This window comes from Burkholderia sp. BDU5, from assembly GCF_001522845.1.
GTDB lineage: Bacteria > Pseudomonadota > Gammaproteobacteria > Burkholderiales > Burkholderiaceae > Burkholderia > Burkholderia mayonis.
This window is the reverse complement of the sequence record NZ_LOWC01000075.1, coordinates 56,613-72,958: the sequence shown is the minus strand read 5'-3', so window position 1 is coordinate 72,958 and position 16,346 is coordinate 56,613. Positions and strand designations below refer to the sequence as shown.

Genomic DNA, 16,346 nt, shown 5'->3' with positions numbered 1-16,346 from the left:
TGGCGAACTGGCGAACTGGCGAACTGGCGAACTGGCGAACTGGCGAACTGGCGAACTGGCGAACTGGCGAACTGGCGAACTGGCGAACTGGCGAACTGGCGAACTGGCGAACTGGCGAACTGGCGAACTGGCGAACTGGCGCCGCGCGCGAAAGAACGCGCGCGCGGCGCCCGGCGCGCTCACTCGGCGCCTTCCCAATATCCGGGCCGCGCGTACACGTCGCGCAGATAGTCGATGAAATAGCGAACCCGCGCCGGCACGTAGCGCTGCTGCGGATAGACGGCGAGAATGTCGTAGTCGGGCAGCGCGTATTCGTCGAGCACGGTTTCGAGCTCGCCGCGCGCGAGCTGCTGCGCGATCTCCCATGTCGAGCGCCAGCCGAGTCCGAGCCCCTCCGACACCCAGCGGTGCAGCAGCTCGCCGTCGTTGCAGTCGAGCGTGCCCGACACGCGCATCGTCACGAGCTTGCCGTTGCGCCGGAAATACCAGCCGCGGTTCTGCCCGCCCTGCAGGTTGAACGCGAGGCAGTTGTGCGCCGCGAGGTCGTCGAGCGTCTTCGGCCGGCCGTGCCGGCGGAAATACTCGGGCGTCCCGCACACGACGCGCCGGTTCGACGCGAGCTTCACCGCGACGAAGTTCGGATCGACCGCGCCGCCGATCCGGATCGACAGGTCGTAGCCCTCGCGCACGAGATCGACCACGCGATCGGTCAGGTTGAACGACATCTGCAAGTCGGGCTTGTCGGCGACGAACGCGGGCGCGAGCGGCGCGACGTGCTTGCGGCCGAACGCTGCGGGCGCCGACACGATCAGGTGCCCGCTCACCGCGCGGCGTCCGGCCACGATCTCGTTCTCCGCCTGCGCCCACTCGGAGAGGAGCCCGCGGCAGCGTTCGAGGAACGCCGCGCCGTCTTCGCTGACGACGAGCCGGCGCGTCGACCGGTATATCAGCTTCACGCCGAGCCGCCTCTCGAGCGCGTCGATCCGACGCCCGAGCACGACAGGCGACACCCCTTCCTCGAGCGCGGCCGCCGCGAGACTTCCCGCGTCGGCGACCCGCACGAAGGTTTCGATCTGCTTGAACCGGTCCATCCGCTGTCTCCTGCCCGCCCGACGCCGCCGCATGCGCCCGGCATTCGATACTTTTAGTTTCGAAATAAGCGACTCGAGCGGATCTTATCAAACCTTTCCTGCGTCCCTAAAGTGTCTTCGACACCAGCGATACCCGCGATTCGCATCGAACAAGGAGACATTTCATGGCCAGGATGAGAGCCGTCGACGCAGCCGTGCTCGTGCTCGAGAAGGAAGGCGTGCAGACTGCGTTCGGCGTGCCGGGCGCCGCGATCAACCCGCTGTACTCGGCGCTGCGCCGCTCGGGCGCGATCGGACACGTGCTCGCGCGGCACGTCGAAGGCGCGTCGCACATGGCGGAAGGCTACACGCGGGCCGCGCCCGGCAACATCGGCGTGTGCATCGGCACGTCGGGCCCGGCCGGCACCGACATGATCACGGGCCTCTACTCGGCATCGGCCGACTCGATCCCGATCCTCGCGATCACCGGCCAGGCACCGCGCGCACGGCTCTACAAGGAAGATTTCCAGGCGGTCGACATCGAATCGATCGCGAAACCCGTCACGAAATGGGCCGTCACGGTGCGCGAGCCGGCGCTCGTGCCGCGCGTGTTCCAGCAGGCGTTCCACCTGATGCGTTCGGGCCGCCCCGGCCCCGTGCTGATCGACCTGCCGATCGACGTGCAGCTCGCCGAGATCGAATTCGACATCGCGACCTACGAGCCGCTGCCCGTCTACAAGCCGCGCGCGACGCGCGCGCAGATCGAGGCCGCGCTCGCGATGCTGAACGACGCCGAGCGCCCGCTCATCGTATCCGGCGGCGGCGTGATCAACGCGAACGCCGAGCACCTGCTCGTCGAATTTGCGGAAACGCTCGGCGTGCCGGTGATTCCGACGCTGATGTCGTGGGGTGTGATTCCCGACGACCATCCGCTGATGGCGGGCATGGTCGGCCTGCAGACGTCGCACCGCTACGGCAACGCGACGCTGCTCGCGTCCGACTTCGTGCTCGGCATCGGCAACCGCTGGGCGAACCGCCACACGGGCAGCATCGACGTCTATACGAAGGGCCGCAAGTTCGTCCACGTCGACATCGAACCGACGCAGATCGGCCGCGTGTTCGGCCCCGATCTCGGGATCGCGTCGGATGCGAAGGCGGCGCTCGAACTGTTCGTCGAGCTCGCGCGCGAATGGGAGGCGGCGGGCAAGCTGAAGGATCGCGGCGCATGGGTCGCCGACTGCCAGCAGCGCAAGCGCACGCTGCAGCGCAAGACGCATTTCGACGACGTGCCGGTCAAGCCGCAGCGCGTGTACGAAGAGATGAACAAGGCGTTCGGCCGCGACACCTGCTACGTGAGCACGATCGGGCTGTCGCAGATCGCGGCCGCGCAGTTCCTGCACGTATTCAAGGCGCGCAACTGGATCAACTGCGGCCAGGCGGGCCCGCTCGGCTGGACGATTCCCGCCGCGCTCGGCGTGCGCGCGGCCGATCCGCAGCGCCCGATCGTCGCGCTGTCGGGCGACTACGACTTCCAGTTCATGATCGAAGAACTCGCGGTGGGCGCGCAGTTCAAGCTGCCGTACGTGCACGTCGTCGTCAACAACTCGTATCTCGGCCTGATCCGCCAGGCGCAGCGCGCGTTCGACATGGACTACTGCGTGCAGCTCGCGTTCGACAACGTCAACGCGCCCGAATTGAACGGCTACGGCGTCGACCACGTGGCCGTGGCCGAAGGGCTCGGCTGCAAGGCGCTGCGCGTGTTCGAGCCGGAAGAGATCGCGCCCGCGCTCGAACGCGCGCGGCAGATGACGGCCGAGTTCAGCGTGCCCGTCGTCGTCGAAGTGATCCTCGAGCGCGTGACGAACATCTCGATGGGCGCCGAGATCGACGCGATCAACGAGTTCGAGGATCTCGCGGACAAGGCCGAGCATGCGCCGACCGCGATCTCGCTGCTCGACTGATGCGTGCCGCCTTCATTGCTTTGCGCCATTGATCAGCTTCGCCGATCAATTTGATCGACTTGCCCAACTGACCGACCAGCGAGACCACCGACATGCCGAAATTCGCAGCCAATCTGACGATGCTGTTCAACGAGGCGCCGTTTCTCGACCGCTTCAAGGCGGCGGCCGACGCGGGCTTCGATGCCGTCGAGTTCCTGTTCCCGTATCCGTACGCGAAGGAAGAACTCGCCGAGCGGCTCGAAGCAAACCGCCTGCGACTCGTGCTGCACAACCTGCCTGCGGGCAACTGGGACCAGGGCGAGCGCGGGATCGCGTGCCTGCCCGATCGCGTCGGCGAATTCCGGGACGGCGTCGGCCGCGCGATCGAGTATGCACACGCGCTGAAGGTGCCGCAGGTGAATTGCCTCGTCGGCATTCCGTCGGCGAGCCAGAAGCGCGACACGACGCTCGTCACGATCGTCGAGAACCTGCGCTTCGCCGCCGCCGAATTGAAGCAGGCGGGCATTCGCCTGCTCGTCGAGCCGTGCAATTCGTACGACATCCCGGGCTTCGCGCTGAACCGCTCGGCCGATGCGCTCGACGTGATCCGCGCGGTCGGCTCCGACAATCTGTTCCTGCAGTACGACATCTATCACATGCAGCGAATGGAGGGCGAGCTCGCGGCGACGATCAGGCAGCACATCGGATCGATCGCGCACGTCCAGCTCGCGGACAACCCGGGCCGCCACGAGCCCGGCACGGGCGAGATCAATTACGCGTATCTGTTCGATCTGCTCGACGCGCTCGGCTACGACGGCTACGTCGGCTGCGAATACAAGCCGCGCACGACGACGGCCGAAGGTCTCGGCTGGCGGCAGCGGATCGCGCACGTCGACGCGAAGCACGCACGCAGCGCCGCTTGATCCGGCTCGCACGCGAGCGCATCCGCTCATTCCGAACGCACGATTCACAGGATTCACAGGAGACACTGCAATGGCAACGATCGGCTTCATCGGCCTCGGCATCATGGGCGCGCACATGGCGCGCAACCTGCTCAAGGGCGGCCACCGCCTCGTCGTGAACGGCGCGTATCCGGTGCCGGCCGACCTGCGCGATCGAGCGCAAGTCGTCGCGGATTCGACGGCCGTCGCGCAGGCGTCGGAAATCGTGATCGCGATGGTGCCCGACACGCCCGACGTGCGAAACGTGCTGTTCGCCGACGACGGCGTCGCGAAGGGCCTCGCCGCCGGCAAGCTCGTGATCGACATGAGCTCAATCTCGCCGCTCGACACGCGCGACTTCGCGAAAGAGATCAATGCACTCGGCTGCGACTATCTCGATGCGCCCGTGTCGGGCGGCGAAGTCGGCGCGCGCGATGCGACGCTCACGATCATGGTCGGCGGCCCGCAACGCGCGTTCGAGCGCGCGAAGCCGCTCTTCGATCTGATGGGCAAGAACGTCTCGCTGATCGGCGACAACGGCGCGGGCCAGACCTGCAAGGTCGCGAATCAGATCATCGTCGCGCTGAACATCGAAGCGGTCGCCGAGGCGCTGCTGTTCGCCGCGCGCTCGGGCGCCGATCCGGAGCGCGTGCGCCGCGCGCTGATGGGCGGCTTCGCGTCGTCGCGCATTCTCGAGCTGCACGGCGAACGGATGACGAAACGCACGTTCGACCCGGGCTTCCGAATCGACCTGCATCGCAAGGACCTGAATCTCGCCCTCGACGGCGCGCGCCGGATGAACATCGCGCTGCCGCATACGGCGAGCGCGCAGCAGCTCCTCGGCGTGTGCGCGGCGAACGGCGGCGGCGCGTGGGATCACTCGGCGATCGTGCGCGCGCTCGAGATCATGTCGAACTTCGAAATCGGCGAGCCGCCGAGCGACGCGAAGGTCGCCTGAGCGATCGCACCGGCGCGATCCGTCGAATCGTGCGACGCGGGGCGCGACGAAGCGCGAATGCAAGCTCGCACGCGCGTCGTTCGCGCGAGCGGGAACAGGATCGCGATGTCGCCGGCCTTCGCCGCGACATCGACGCCTATCACGACAACGAGTCGTCCGCGTGACGCTCGATGCAATCGAATGCGATGCGTGCGCGACGCATCCTCGATGGGGCGCCTCGCCGCGTGCGGCATGCACGCGACGAGGCAAATGAAGCCGCTTTCGGCTGAGAGCGGCGGGTGGGTCCGCAGCGGCACCCGGCGTCGACGGGGAAGCCTTGGTCGGTCAGACGTCGTCGTCGGGTGTCCGTCTGTCGGATTCGTCATAGCGCGTATTACATTTCTTTACGTTCGCCGAAGCGATTTTTCATGCAATTTGCAACGCGAGCGCCTACACTTTCGCGACGCCTTTCGAGAAGCTTCGCACCGCTGCGGTGCTTCTCGCGACTTCACGGCGCATCTTTTTTCAATCACCTGAAGGAGTGTTGCGATGGGTCTTCTTTCGTTCATCAAAGAGGCGGGTGAAAAACTGCTCGGCAAGAGCGACGAGCAAGCCGCAGCCGATCCCGCCGCCGCCAATCAGACGGCCGCCGATGCGATCAAGAACTACATCTCCGCACAGGGTCTCGACACGTCGAACCTGACGGTCGCATTCGACGGCGCGTCGCGCACCGTCACGCTGTCGGGCAGCGTCGCGGACCTCGACACGAAGGCCAAGGTCAAGGTGGCGGCGGGCAACGTGCAGGGCGTCGCGGGCGTCAACGACGACGACCTGCAGCCGGACGATCCGCAAGTGCAGTACCACGACGTCGTCTCCGGCGACAACCTGTGGAAGATCGCCGAGAAGTACTACGGCGACGGCTCGAAGAACGACGTGATCTTCCAGGCGAACCGCCCGATGCTGTCGAGCCCGGACAGGATCTACCCGGGCCAGAAGCTCGTCATTCCGCCGCAGTCCTGAACGACGCGCGCGCAGCGGGCATCATGAAAAAAGCGGACTTGCGGGTCCGCTTTTTTCTTGCGCGTCGATGTTTCCTCCGAATCGATTCGACGCGCGATTCGACGCGGTGCGCTGCGGCCCGCTCGGCAAGCCGCGCGCTGCGCGCGCCGATCAATACGTGTCGAATATCTGCTGCAATTCGTGCACGCCGGCGACGCCCGCTGTGAGTGCGAGCATCAGCAATACGCGCGCCTTGTACGGGTTGAGCGAGCCCGCGCTCACGAAGCCGAGCGCGTCGTCGTTCGCTGCGCCGTTGCGCATCACGTGGCCCGAGCCGACGCGCGACGCGCGCACGACCGCGACGCCCTTCGCCGCCGCCTCGGCGAGCGCCGTCTGCAGCGTCGCGTGGATCGATCCGTTGCCCGTGCCCGCGACGACGAGCCCGCGCGCGCCCGCGGCGACGCATGCGTCGACCATCGCGCGCGATGTGCCCGCGTAGCTGACGATCACCTCGACCTGCGGCCATGCCGCGCCGATCGAAAAGCGCGAGTCGAGCGTGTGCGGGCGAGTCGCGCGGCGCGCGAATTCGATGCGGCCGTCCTGCACCCAGCCGAGCGCGCCGAGTTCCGGCGAATGAAACGCGTCGACCGCGTAGGTGCTCGTCTTCACGACGTCGCGCGCGCAATGGATCCGGTTGTTGAATGCAACGAGCACGCCCTGCCCGCGCGCCGCCGTGCTGCCTGCGACCGCCACCGCGTTCAGCAGGTTGAGCGGGCCGTCGGACGACAGCGCGGTCGCGGGCCGCATCGCCGCCGTCATCACGACGGGCTTCGCGGTCTTCACGGTCAGATGCAGCAGGTACGCGGTTTCTTCGAGCGTGTCGGTGCCGTGCGTGATCACGATGCCGTCGATCGCGTCATTGGCGGCAAGCGTGTCGATCCGCTCGGCGAGCGTCGTCCATAGTGCGGGCGACAAGTCCTTGCTGTCGATGCTCGCGATCTGCTCGGCCTCGATCGTCGCGATCTGCGCGAGCGCGGGTACCGCGGCAAGCAGCCGGTCGACGCCGAGCGCGCCCGCCTGGTAGCCGGCCGTCTGCGCGGCGTCGGGCGCCGCGCCCGCGATCGTGCCGCCCGTCGCGAGGACGGCGATGCGTGGCAGCGCGCGCGGCGCCGCGCTCGAAACGTTGGGGGTATTGGAAGATGTCGATGCGTTCATGGCCGCGATTGTAACGGCAGCGGACCACTGTCCGGCAAGGGCGGAGTTATCCCGAGTGCGCGGGCGCGCGGCCCAAGCCGCACGCGCCGGGTGTGCGGTGCGCGTCACAATCGTTCGCACTCCCGCGCGATGCGTTCGCATCGCGCCGATTCGCATGCGCCGCGCCGGCTCGCGTTATCTCGAAATAGACAGATTCGACGGCATCGCCGCGCGGCCCGGCTTCGCCCGGGTACACGGCGCCGGCATCGGGCGTCCGCCCGAAAAGCCCGCGGCGTCGAAATGTTTACAATCTTTCTAAAAACAATTCGGCCGCAGCGGTTGGCCGCATCCTGCGCCGGGCCGCCGCGCCCGCTTCACGCGAAAAATAGCGAACCGCTCGTTTTCCCGAGTATTTTGTCGTTTCAGCGCCGATTTGCCATAATGCAAACCGCGACCCGCGCAGCCGCGCGATTCGCGGCTTATCGAACAAGATGCAATTCACCCACTGGGAGTGTCCAATGAAGATCCGATCGCTGATGGCCGCGCTGCTCGTCGGCGGCATGCTGGCTTCGCCCGCGTTTGCCGCAAACAGCCAACAGGACAAGATGAAGGCCTGCAACGCGCAGGCTGCCGGCAAGACGGGCGACGAGCGCAAGGCATTCATGAAGGACTGCCTGTCGGCGAAGCCGGCGAAGAAGATGTCGCAGCAGGAAAAAATGAAGGCCTGCAACACGCAAGCCGCCGGCAAGACGGGCGACACCCGCAAGGCGTTCATGAAGGACTGCCTGTCGGCGAAGCCTGCCGCCTGACGCCTCCAGCGAATCGGCACGATGCCGCGCACCGTTTCGACGGGCGCGGCATTTTATTTTGCGGCGCACGCGTCGGCGCGCGGCCGACTGCGGCATTTGGCCGCATTTTCTTCTATGATGGCTGCAGCGCGGCCCTCCCCACTCAAAAGAATTGCCATCGGGCCGCCCTCATGACGGATGCGCACCGCGCATCAAACGGAGGCACGGGATGGCATGGAGACAAAGCCGCTGGTTCCGCCGCTGGCTGATCGTAATCGTGTTCTGGGCGGTGCCCGTCGCGATCGTCGCCGTGCGTGAGATCCGCGAGGAGATGGCCTACAACCACGCCGACCTCAAGCTCGCGCTGACGACCTGGGAACTCACCGACGCGCAACGCGCGGCGGGCGCGGCGGCGGTCTGCCGTGGCGAGCCGGACGAAGCGCGCGCGGCGGGCTGCCCTGCCGACGTGCTGGCGGCGAACGCACGCCGCCAGCAGGAGGCGCGCGACGAATTCGCGGTGCGCAGGCATACGCTCGCGAGCTATCTGTGGCATGCGTTCGTCGGCTACTGGATCGTCCCCGCCGCGTTCCTGTTCGCGTGCGGCGTGGTGATCGGCCTCGTGCGCCGCGCACTGAGGCGCCCGCCCATCAAGCCGCCCGTTTCCCCTCACTGAAGTTGCGCAGTACGAGACATCGTTCACCGAAGCAAACCTTGGCCCAGGACAACGCGCGCATACGGGCGCCGTCGCACAATGAAATGCGATTTGACGGTCTTTCACCTTACAGCGGTAAGGCGAAGCGATTCGCTGTGTTATAAAGTCCCGCGTGACATGCCCGTTCGCGGGAATCACGCTGATCTACACTTGATGGAGAAAAACGATGCAGAAACGCAATCTCGTGTTGAAAGCCGCCGCCGCGCTCGTCGTGGGCAGCTTGGCGCTCGCCGGTTGCACGACGACGCCGGACAAGCCCGCCACCGCCGCGACCAACGCGTCGAAGCGTCAAGCCATCGATGCAAGCGTCGACGCGACGCTGTCGCGCCTGTACTCGACGGTGCCCGGCTCGCGTGAACTCGTCGCGAAGTCGCGCGGCGTGCTCGTGTTCCCGGACGTGATCCAGGCGGGTCTCATCATCGGCGGCCAGACCGGCAACGGCTCGCTGCGCGTCGGCGGTGCGACGGTCGGCTACTACAACACGTCGTCGCTGTCAGTCGGCCTGCAGGCAGGCGCGCAGTCGAAGGCGATCGTGTTCCTGTTCATGACGCAGGACGCGCTCGACAAGTTCCGCGGCTCGGAAGGCTGGGCCGCAGGCGCCGACGCATCGGTCGCGCTCGTGAAGATGGGTGCGAACGGCGCGATCGACACGACGACGGCGACTGCGCCCGTCGAAGTAGTCGTGCTGACGAACGCCGGCCTGATGGGCGACGTGTCGATCAGCGGCACGAAGGTCACGAAGCTGAAGATCTGACGCCGACACGCCTGGCCGCCGCACCGACGGCAAGCGGCGGCCGCCGCGAAAACGGCGATGCGCTTTCATGCGCATCGCCGTTTTTTTTTTCGTGCGCCGTCCGATGGTCCGATCCGACGACCGGCCGCGCGCGGCGGGCGGCGCGATACGCGCAGCCCTCGTTCGCTCAAGACGCCGAATCGATTACCTTGAAGCGCGCGCGCTTCTGCGCGCGAATCAGCGATTGATAGACGTCGACGTATTGCTGCGCCATCCGGCGCGACGTGAAGCGCTCTTCGAAGCGCGCGCGCACGCGCTCGCGCGACAGCGTGTGCAGCCGGTTCACGGCCGCGACGGCGCTGATCTCGTCCTCGACGATGAACCCCGACATACCCTCGTCGATTACCTCCGGCACCGCGCCGCGATTGAACGCGATGACGGGCGTGCCGCACGCCATCGCTTCGATCATCACGAGGCCGAACGGCTCGGGCCAGTCGATCGGGAACAGCAGCGCATGCGCGCCCGACAGGAACGCGGCCTTCTCGTGATCGGCGATCTCGCCGATGTACTCGACATGCGGCAGCGCGAAGAGCGGCTTGATCTCGCGCTCGAAATACTCTTCGTCCGCCGCATCGATCTTCGCGGCGATCCGGAGGCGCATCCCGCAGCGCTGCGCGATCCGGATCGCCGTGTCGACGCGCTTTTCCGGCGAGATCCGGCCGAGGAACGCGAGATACGATTGCTCGACGGGCTGCGGCGTGTAGAGCGTCTCCGGCAGCCCGTGGTAGACGGTCGTCAGCCACTTCGCCTGCGGCATCGGCTGACGCTGCGCGTTCGAGATCGAGATCACGGGCGCGGTGTCGAACGTGTCGAACACCGGCTGCTGCTCGGGCAGATCGAGACGGCCGTGCAGCGTCGTCACGAACGGCGTTTCCTGACGCTTGAAGACCGAGAACGAGTAGTAGTCCATGTGGAAATGGAGCACGTCGAAGTCTCGAGCGCGGCGCGCGACGGTCTCCATCAGCAGCATGTGCGGCGCGATCCGGTCGCGAATCGACGAATCGAGCCGCAGCGCGCGCGGCCATACCGCGTCGAGCTTCGCGCGCGTGATCGAGTCGCCGCTCGCGAACAGCGTCACGTCATGGCCCAGGTCGACGAGCGCCTCGGTGATGTACGACACGACGCGCTCGGTTCCGCCGTACAGCTTCGGCGGCACCGACTCGGTCAACGGGGCGATCTGCGCAATTCTCATGGGTACGATCTCCAGTGGCGGCCAGCCAGCGAGCCGGCGTCGGGCAGCGCCCGCAAACTGTCATTATTGGCGATTGACGCGCGACCCAGCGGGCCGATTGCATTTTTTGGGGCTTGTTACAGGCGGGATACACTCGGACCAGCCGCATGGTTGCAGCCGCGGCAGGCATTGTCCAGCAACATGGCCCTTTTTGGCGATTTTCGCCGCGTTTTGCCGGGGCCCGGCGTTCGGATAGGCGGCGTCGTGGTGCGCCGCAATACGCCGTACGACGCCGCGCTTGATCGCGTTCGGCCGCTTATCTCGCTTGTCGCCTCCAGCCCTCGTACCGCCGACCTTCGACACCGCTGGCCGCTCGGGACTTGCCGATCGTCACGCATCACGCGTCGCTCGCCGCTCGTGAGTGCTCAACAGGCGCTCGTGAGTCCGACCGTCGCGCCCGGTTGCGCCGCCAGCTCGGCGCCAAGCCAAGCCTTACCGAGCCAAGCCTTACCGAGCCAAGCCATATCGAGCCAAGCCATGCCATGCCGGGCGAACGAACGAATGAACGAGCCAATCACACGCCCGCGCCCCCACGGCCGTCGCGCCGCCCTCGCCGTCCGTGTGAGCGCGTGCGGACGCATTTACCGCGCCGGCCACTTCCACGCCGGCCGGTCGAGCGCATCCGCATCGACGATCCGCGTCGCGCCCAGCTCTTTCTCGAGCACGATCGAATGGCTGCCCGGCTCGCGATCGAGCGACGCGACGAGACGCGCCGCATGCGACACGACGATCACCTGCGAACGCTCGGCCGCCTGCGCGATCAGCCGGCCGAGCGCGGGCAGCAAATCCGGATGCAGGCTCGTCTCCGGTTCGTTCAGCACGAGAAGCGCCGGCGGACGCGGCGTCAAGAGCGCCGCGACGAGCAGCAGATAACGCAGTGTGCCGTCCGACAACTCGGCCGCGCGCAGCGGCCGCAACAGCCCCGGCTGCCGCATCAGCACCTCGAAGCGGCCGCGCTTGCCGGGATTGTCGATCTCGATCCGTGCGCCGGGAAACGCGTCGTCGATCGCCGCATCGAGCGCCGCGGCCGCGCCGATCTCGTAGATCGTCTGCAGCGCGGCCGCCAGATCGCCGCCGTCGTCGGACAGCACCGGCGTATGCGTGCCGACCTGGGGAAGCCGCGCGGGCGCGAGCGCGTCGGTGCGGAAATGATCGTAGAAGCGCCACGAGCGAATCCGCTCGCGCACCGCGATCATCTCTGGCGCGCCGCGCGGGTCCGAGAACTCGGTCATCATGCTGTCGAAGCTCGCGACGGGCTGCGGCACGGCCTGCCAGTCGCCCGCTTCGTCGCGCGTGCGAAGCTGCGCACCGCGCCGGTCGACGAGGAGCGTCGACGGCCGCGGCATCGCCCCGGCCCAGATGCACTCGCGCTTGACGACCGGATCGAGCCCGAACTCGGTCTCGCCGTTCGGCGGCGGCAGCCCGAGGTCGATCGCGTAGCCGAAGTCGTCGCACGCGAAGCCGAGCTTCAGGCTCACCGGCTCGCTGCGGACCGTGCCCGTCACCGGCACCTCACCCGTCAGCATCCCGCGGGAGAAGCGCTCGGGCCCCGCCCACAGCGTCGACGGCAGCCCGCCCTCGCGCGCGAGCGACGGAATCACGCGGCCTTGCGCGGTATCCGCGAGCAGGCGCAGCGCGCGATACAGGCTCGACTTGCCGCTGCCGTTCGGCCCGGTGATCACGTTGAGCGTCGCGAGCGGCACGATGAGTTCGCGCAGCGATCGGTAATTGGCGATGGCGAGTGCGGTGAGATGCGGCATCGGAAGGAAAATCGATTGAATCGGCGAATCGAAAATGAATGAAGCGAACGTGGATCGAAGCGTGTGCGAGCCGGTCCGGAGCCGGCGAGCATCACGGACCGCTTCCGTGACGTTTCAGCCCCGCACACGATGCGCACTGCGGCACGCCCGACGCCACGCCGCCCGTCGCGACGCGCTCCGCTCGATTACGGCGCGCGCGGCGCGCTGGTCTCCGACGCCGTCGGATCGGCCGCGGTAAACGCCGCGGTGCTCGCGGCCGGTTCGAGTACGCGCTCACCCGGCTGCGGCTCGCGCGCGGCCGCGCCGGGCGTCGTCCATTCGGCGCGCTCGCGCGGCAGGCAATGCGGATAGTGCGCGTTGATGAACGCGACGAGCCCCTCGCGCACGCGGCAGCGCAAATCCCACGCGAGCGACGAATCGCGCGCGCTGACGAGCGCGCGCAACTGCATCGAGCGCTCGGTCGCGTCGGTCACCTGCAGCACCTGCACGCGGCCGTCCCATTCAGGCGCGGCGGCGACGATCCGCGCAAGCTCCGCGCGCAGCGGATCGAGCGGCAACCGGTAGTCGACGTACAGGAACACCGTGCCGATCAGCTCGGCGCTGCTGCGCGTCCAGTTCTGAAAAGGATTCTCGATGAACCACTGCAGCGGCACGACGAGCCGCCGCTGGTCCCACAGGCGCACCGATACGTAAGTGCCCGTGATTTCCTCGATGCGCCCCCACTCGCCCTGGATGATGACGACGTCGTCGAGCCGGATCGGCTGCGACAGCGCGATCTGCAGCCCGGCAATCAGGTTGCCGAGCACCGGGCGCGCGGCGATGCCGGCGACGAGGCCCGCGACGCCCGCCGATGCGAGCAGGCTCGCGCCGACCTGCCGCACGTTCGGGAACGTCATCAGCGCGGCGCCCGTGCCGATGACCACGATCAGCACCATCACGGTCCGCGCGAGCACGCGGGTTTGCGTGTGGATGCGCCGCGCCTCCAGGTTGTCAGACGTATCGATCGGATGCGCGCGGATGATCGCGTCGCCGACCGCGGCGGCGAGCCGCATCAGCAGCCACGTCAGCGACACGATCGTGCCGACCGCGGCGAGCGTGCGCAGCCCGGCCGCGTGCGGCAGCGCGTCGGCGACCTGCAGCCACAGGAATTCGAGCGCAAGGAACGACAGCAGGACGAGCGACGGCCGGTCGACGTACGACACGATCACGCTCATGAACGGATAAGGCCGCGCGATCGGCACGACGATGCGCGCGCCGATCCGGTGAATGCCCGCGACCACGAGCACCACGAGCGCCGACACGACGAGCGTGCCGAGCCAGGTATGAAGCGGCGCATCGGCAATGCGCCACAGGTCGTCGATCGTCATCATGCGCGCCGTGTCTAAGTCAGGTTCGCAGGGAACGCGTCTCCGCGCTGGGGCGGCGGCCGGCCCGGATCAATAGCTGCGGCAGGGAAACGCCTTGCCGAGCCCGAGCGACACTGCCGTGCTCGCGTTGTAGTCGGCGAGCTTCGGATTCTCCGCGATGTACTTGCGCACCGCGTCGGTCATCTGCTGCGCCTTGATGTCGGGCGGCAGGCAGAAGTACTGGCCGACGCGCGGCCCGGTCGTGCCGCCGATCGCGTCGATCGTGTTGTAGACGCCGTCCGCCGCGCCTTCGATGTACGCCGCGCACGATGCCCGCGACTTGACGTCGGTCTTCGCGCACAGCTTGTCGAGGTCGCCGGCCGTAAAGGCGGCCGCCGTCAGCGGCACGGCGAGCGCGGCGGCACAAAACATAGCCCGCAACATGAATCTTCCTTATGTCAGAAGGCGAAACCGCCGATACGACGAAAGGCGCGGCAGGACGCCGCGCCGAAAACCGTTATTTTGCACTCTTTTGCGCGTTCGGCGCTGGCGCGTCGCCGATGCGCACCGTGCGCTTCGACAGGATCGCGGTCGCGTCCGGCGCGTTGTAGTGCTTCGCGAAGTCGAGCGCGGTGATGCCGAGCTGGTTTTTCAGCGCGGGATCGGCGCCCTGGTCGAGCAGCAGCGTGACGGTCGAGCCGTGGTTGCCGCGCGCGGCCATCATCAGCGGCGTCGTACCGTTCGGCGACGCGGCGTCGATGTACGCGGACTTGTCGAGCAGGTACTTGACGACGACGTCGCTGCCGTTCGTCGCCGCGTAATGGAGCGGCGCCCAGCCCTTCTTGCTCACTTCGGCGCCCTTGTCGACGAGCAGCTTCACGAGCGGCAGATCGCCGTTCAGCGCGGCGAGCATCAGCGCGTTCTCGCCCGCCTTGTCCTCCTTGTCGAGATCGACGTTCGGCGCGGCGGCGAGCGCGGCGGCGACCTGATCGGACTTCTCGCGCGCGGCGACCACGATGAGCGGATCGCCGTTCGGCGCGATCGTGTTCGGGTCGAGGCCGTTCTTCAGCTGCTTCGAGATGTCCTTGATGTCGTCGAACTTGACGGCCTTCACGATCCCGTCGAGCGACTCCGCGTGCGCGGACGCCGCCGCGAGCGCGCCGAGCCCGCCCGCGACCGCGAGCGTGCGCAGCACGGCGCCCATCGCGCACTGTTTCGACAAGTATTTGATCGACTTCATTTTTTCAGCTCCTACCCCTGGTTGACTGGGCTGGCGTCGCCCGCGCGGGCGATCTTGAACAGCCGGAAAAAGTTCCGCGACGTCGCGGCGGCGAGCGCCTCGTCGGTCATCCCGCGTTGCGCCGCGATAAAGCGTCCGACATAACTGACGTACGCAGGTTCATTCGGCTTGCCGCGATACGGCACGGGCGCAAGGTACGGCGAATCGGTCTCGATCAGCAGACGGTCGAGCGGCACGCGCCGCGCGACGTCCTGCACGTCGGTCGCGTTCTTGAACGTGACGATGCCGGAGAGCGAGATGTGGAAGTTCTGCGCGAGCGCCGCTTCGGCGACGGACCACGGCTCGGTGAAGCAGTGCATCACGCCGCCCGGCACGCTCGCGCGCTCCTCGGCCATGATCCGCAGCGTGTCTTCCGACGACGCGCGCGTATGGACGATGAGCGGCTTGGCCGTCGCGTGCGCGGCGCGGATGTGCGTGCGAAAGCGCTCGCGCTGCCATTCCATGTCGGCGATCGAACGGCCGTCGAGACGGTAGTAGTCGAGACCCGTCTCGCCGATCGCGACGACCTTCGGATGCGCGGCGAGCTCGACGAGCTCGGCGAGCGTCGGCTCCTTCGCGTCCTCGTGATCCGGATGCACGCCGACCGACGCGAAGACGTTGTCGTGATCGCGCGCGATCGCGAGCACCGACGGCAGCGTCTCGAGATCGACCGACACGCAGAGCGCGTGCGTGACGCCGTGCTCGCGCATGTTGTCGAGCACTTGCGGCAGACGGTCGGCGAGCCCTTCGAAATTGATGTGACAGTGAGAATCGACGAACATGATGAATTCCTTGCTGCGCGCGGCGGCGGCCCGGCGGATAAACCCGCGCGCGCTTACGCGTCGACGAGCCGCCTGCCGACGATCACGAGATCGCGCTCGACGCCGTCGAGCACCGCGACGCGCGGCAGCGTGCCCCAGGTCGAAAAGCCGTGGCGCGCGAAGAGCCGCAGGCTCGGCTCGTTATGACCGAAGATGAAGCCGAGCGCCGTGTGGACGCCGAGCTCGGGCGCCTTCGCGAGCGCGAGTTCGAGCAGCTTGCCGCCGAGCCCCTTGCCGCGCGCGGTCTCGTCGAGATAGATGCTGATCTCCGCCGTGTGGCCGTATGCGGGACGGCCGTAGAAATCGGAGAAGCTCAGCCACGCGATCACCCGCCCCGCTTCCTCGACGACCCACAGCGGCCGCGCGTGCGGATCGTGCGCGTCGAACCATGCGCGGCGGCTGTCGACCGTCACGGGCTCGGTATCGGCCGTCACCCGGCGCGACGCGACCGTCGAATTGTAGATCGCGACGATATCGGACAGATCGTCGGGCGTGGCGTCGCGGTAGGCAAGCTGAGTCATGGATGGCGATTCGA

General features: G+C 67.4%; 17 protein-coding genes. 7 read left to right on the top strand and 10 right to left on the bottom strand.

The window, feature by feature from the left end; genetic code table 11:
* Together WS69_RS34745 and WS69_RS13675 are read right to left on the bottom strand one after the other, a co-directional pair.
* On the bottom strand, nt 1-183 hold a 183-nt coding region (locus WS69_RS34745; RefSeq protein ID WP_082716186.1), incomplete at its 3' end, for a hypothetical protein.
* A complete protein-coding gene (locus WS69_RS13675; protein WP_059471296.1) occupies nt 180-1,091 on the bottom strand; it encodes a LysR family transcriptional regulator in 912 nt (303 codons plus the stop codon). The genes WS69_RS34745 and WS69_RS13675, both read right to left, overlap by 4 nt.
* Before the next feature lie 164 nt (nt 1,092-1,255).
* Here WS69_RS13675 and gcl point away from each other — a divergent pair, with 164 nt between their 5' ends.
* The 4 genes from gcl (at nt 1,256) to lysM (ending at nt 5,908) form a co-directional block, all read left to right on the top strand.
* Nucleotides 1,256-3,031: a glyoxylate carboligase gene (gene gcl / locus WS69_RS13670; protein WP_059471295.1), complete on the top strand. Its 1,776-nt coding sequence runs from the start codon at nt 1,256-1,258 to the stop codon at nt 3,029-3,031.
* A 92-nt stretch (nt 3,032-3,123) separates the two neighbouring features.
* On the top strand, nt 3,124-3,933 hold the full coding sequence (gene otnI, locus WS69_RS13665) for a 2-oxo-tetronate isomerase (RefSeq protein WP_059471294.1): 810 nt from the start codon (nt 3,124-3,126) through the stop codon (nt 3,931-3,933).
* Nucleotides 3,934-4,003: 70 nt separating this feature from the next.
* Nucleotides 4,004-4,909 (top strand): 2-hydroxy-3-oxopropionate reductase, encoded by a 906-nt coding sequence (locus tag WS69_RS13660; RefSeq protein ID WP_059471293.1) that lies wholly within the window; start codon nt 4,004-4,006, stop codon nt 4,907-4,909.
* A gap of 528 nt (nt 4,910-5,437) precedes the next feature.
* Nucleotides 5,438-5,908 (top strand): peptidoglycan-binding protein LysM, encoded by a 471-nt coding sequence (gene lysM / locus WS69_RS13650; RefSeq protein WP_010103083.1) that lies wholly within the window; start codon nt 5,438-5,440, stop codon nt 5,906-5,908.
* 150 nt (nt 5,909-6,058) lie between these two features.
* Here lysM and WS69_RS13645 read toward each other — a convergent pair whose 3' ends face one another.
* Nucleotides 6,059-7,102, bottom strand: coding sequence for an asparaginase (locus WS69_RS13645; protein WP_059471291.1), 1,044 nt, complete (start codon nt 7,100-7,102; stop codon nt 6,059-6,061).
* A 497-nt stretch (nt 7,103-7,599) separates the two neighbouring features.
* Between WS69_RS13645 and WS69_RS13635 the strand changes: the two genes are divergently transcribed.
* The 3 genes from WS69_RS13635 to WS69_RS13625 all read left to right on the top strand — a co-directional run bounded on the left by WS69_RS13635 (nt 7,600) and on the right by WS69_RS13625 (nt 9,335).
* A complete protein-coding gene (locus WS69_RS13635; RefSeq protein ID WP_059471289.1) occupies nt 7,600-7,890 on the top strand; it encodes a PsiF family protein in 291 nt (96 codons plus the stop codon).
* A gap of 208 nt (nt 7,891-8,098) precedes the next feature.
* Nucleotides 8,099-8,542: a hypothetical protein gene (locus WS69_RS13630; protein ID WP_059471288.1), complete on the top strand. Its 444-nt coding sequence runs from the start codon at nt 8,099-8,101 to the stop codon at nt 8,540-8,542.
* 205 nt (nt 8,543-8,747) lie between these two features.
* Nucleotides 8,748-9,335: a BPSL1445 family SYLF domain-containing lipoprotein gene (locus WS69_RS13625; RefSeq protein ID WP_059471287.1), complete on the top strand. Its 588-nt coding sequence runs from the start codon at nt 8,748-8,750 to the stop codon at nt 9,333-9,335.
* Nucleotides 9,336-9,501: 166 nt separating this feature from the next.
* Here WS69_RS13625 and WS69_RS13620 read toward each other — a convergent pair whose 3' ends face one another.
* The 7 genes from WS69_RS13620 to WS69_RS13590 all read right to left on the bottom strand — a co-directional run bounded on the left by WS69_RS13620 (nt 9,502) and on the right by WS69_RS13590 (nt 16,332).
* Nucleotides 9,502-10,566, bottom strand: a complete 1,065-nt coding sequence (locus WS69_RS13620; RefSeq protein ID WP_059471286.1) for a glycosyltransferase family 4 protein — start codon at nt 10,564-10,566, stop codon at nt 9,502-9,504.
* A gap of 620 nt (nt 10,567-11,186) precedes the next feature.
* On the bottom strand, nt 11,187-12,365 hold the full coding sequence (locus WS69_RS13615) for an AAA family ATPase (protein ID WP_059471285.1): 1,179 nt from the start codon (nt 12,363-12,365) through the stop codon (nt 11,187-11,189).
* Between the two features lie 185 nt (nt 12,366-12,550).
* A complete protein-coding gene (locus tag WS69_RS13610; RefSeq protein ID WP_059471284.1) occupies nt 12,551-13,735 on the bottom strand; it encodes a mechanosensitive ion channel family protein in 1,185 nt (394 codons plus the stop codon).
* 66 nt (nt 13,736-13,801) lie between these two features.
* Nucleotides 13,802-14,155, bottom strand: coding sequence for a Rap1a/Tai family immunity protein (locus WS69_RS13605; RefSeq protein WP_010103063.1), 354 nt, complete (start codon nt 14,153-14,155; stop codon nt 13,802-13,804).
* Nucleotides 14,156-14,228: 73 nt separating this feature from the next.
* Nucleotides 14,229-14,951, bottom strand: coding sequence for an ankyrin repeat domain-containing protein (locus tag WS69_RS13600; RefSeq protein WP_059471283.1), 723 nt, complete (start codon nt 14,949-14,951; stop codon nt 14,229-14,231).
* Between the two features lie 11 nt (nt 14,952-14,962).
* The gene (locus tag WS69_RS13595; protein ID WP_059471282.1) at nt 14,963-15,772 is read right to left on the bottom strand and encodes a TatD family hydrolase; all 810 of its coding nucleotides are present in this window, start codon (nt 15,770-15,772) and stop codon (nt 14,963-14,965) included.
* Nucleotides 15,773-15,825: 53 nt separating this feature from the next.
* Nucleotides 15,826-16,332 carry a GNAT family N-acetyltransferase gene (locus WS69_RS13590; RefSeq protein ID WP_059471281.1) on the bottom strand — a complete coding sequence of 169 codons (507 nt, stop codon included), beginning with the start codon at nt 16,330-16,332 and terminating at the stop codon, nt 15,826-15,828.
* Between the last annotated feature and the right edge of the window lie 14 nt (nt 16,333-16,346).

Bases quoted from the DNA above. Each gene is read 5' to 3' on its own strand.
- WS69_RS13615 (WP_059471285.1), bottom strand. From the start codon at position 12,365: ATGCCGCATCTCACCGCACTCGCCATCGCCAATTACCGATCGCTGCGC.
- WS69_RS13675 (WP_059471296.1), bottom strand. From the start codon at position 1,091: ATGGACCGGTTCAAGCAGATCGAAACCTTCGTGCGGGTCGCCGACGCG.
- gcl (WP_059471295.1), top strand. From the start codon at position 1,256: ATGGCCAGGATGAGAGCCGTCGACGCAGCCGTGCTCGTGCTCGAGAAG.
- WS69_RS13620 (WP_059471286.1), bottom strand. From the start codon at position 10,566: ATGAGAATTGCGCAGATCGCCCCGTTGACCGAGTCGGTGCCGCCGAAG.
- WS69_RS13605 (WP_010103063.1), bottom strand. From the start codon at position 14,155: ATGTTGCGGGCTATGTTTTGTGCCGCCGCGCTCGCCGTGCCGCTGACG.
- WS69_RS13610 (WP_059471284.1), bottom strand. From the start codon at position 13,735: ATGATGACGATCGACGACCTGTGGCGCATTGCCGATGCGCCGCTTCAT.
- lysM (WP_010103083.1), top strand. From the start codon at position 5,438: ATGGGTCTTCTTTCGTTCATCAAAGAGGCGGGTGAAAAACTGCTCGGC.
- WS69_RS13630 (WP_059471288.1), top strand. From the start codon at position 8,099: ATGGCATGGAGACAAAGCCGCTGGTTCCGCCGCTGGCTGATCGTAATC.
- WS69_RS13625 (WP_059471287.1), top strand. From the start codon at position 8,748: ATGCAGAAACGCAATCTCGTGTTGAAAGCCGCCGCCGCGCTCGTCGTG.
- WS69_RS13595 (WP_059471282.1), bottom strand. From the start codon at position 15,772: ATGTTCGTCGATTCTCACTGTCACATCAATTTCGAAGGGCTCGCCGAC.
- WS69_RS13645 (WP_059471291.1), bottom strand. From the start codon at position 7,102: ATGAACGCATCGACATCTTCCAATACCCCCAACGTTTCGAGCGCGGCG.
- WS69_RS13590 (WP_059471281.1), bottom strand. From the start codon at position 16,332: ATGACTCAGCTTGCCTACCGCGACGCCACGCCCGACGATCTGTCCGAT.
- WS69_RS13600 (WP_059471283.1), bottom strand. From the start codon at position 14,951: ATGAAGTCGATCAAATACTTGTCGAAACAGTGCGCGATGGGCGCCGTG.
- otnI (WP_059471294.1), top strand. From the start codon at position 3,124: ATGCCGAAATTCGCAGCCAATCTGACGATGCTGTTCAACGAGGCGCCG.
- WS69_RS13635 (WP_059471289.1), top strand. From the start codon at position 7,600: ATGAAGATCCGATCGCTGATGGCCGCGCTGCTCGTCGGCGGCATGCTG.
- WS69_RS13660 (WP_059471293.1), top strand. From the start codon at position 4,004: ATGGCAACGATCGGCTTCATCGGCCTCGGCATCATGGGCGCGCACATG.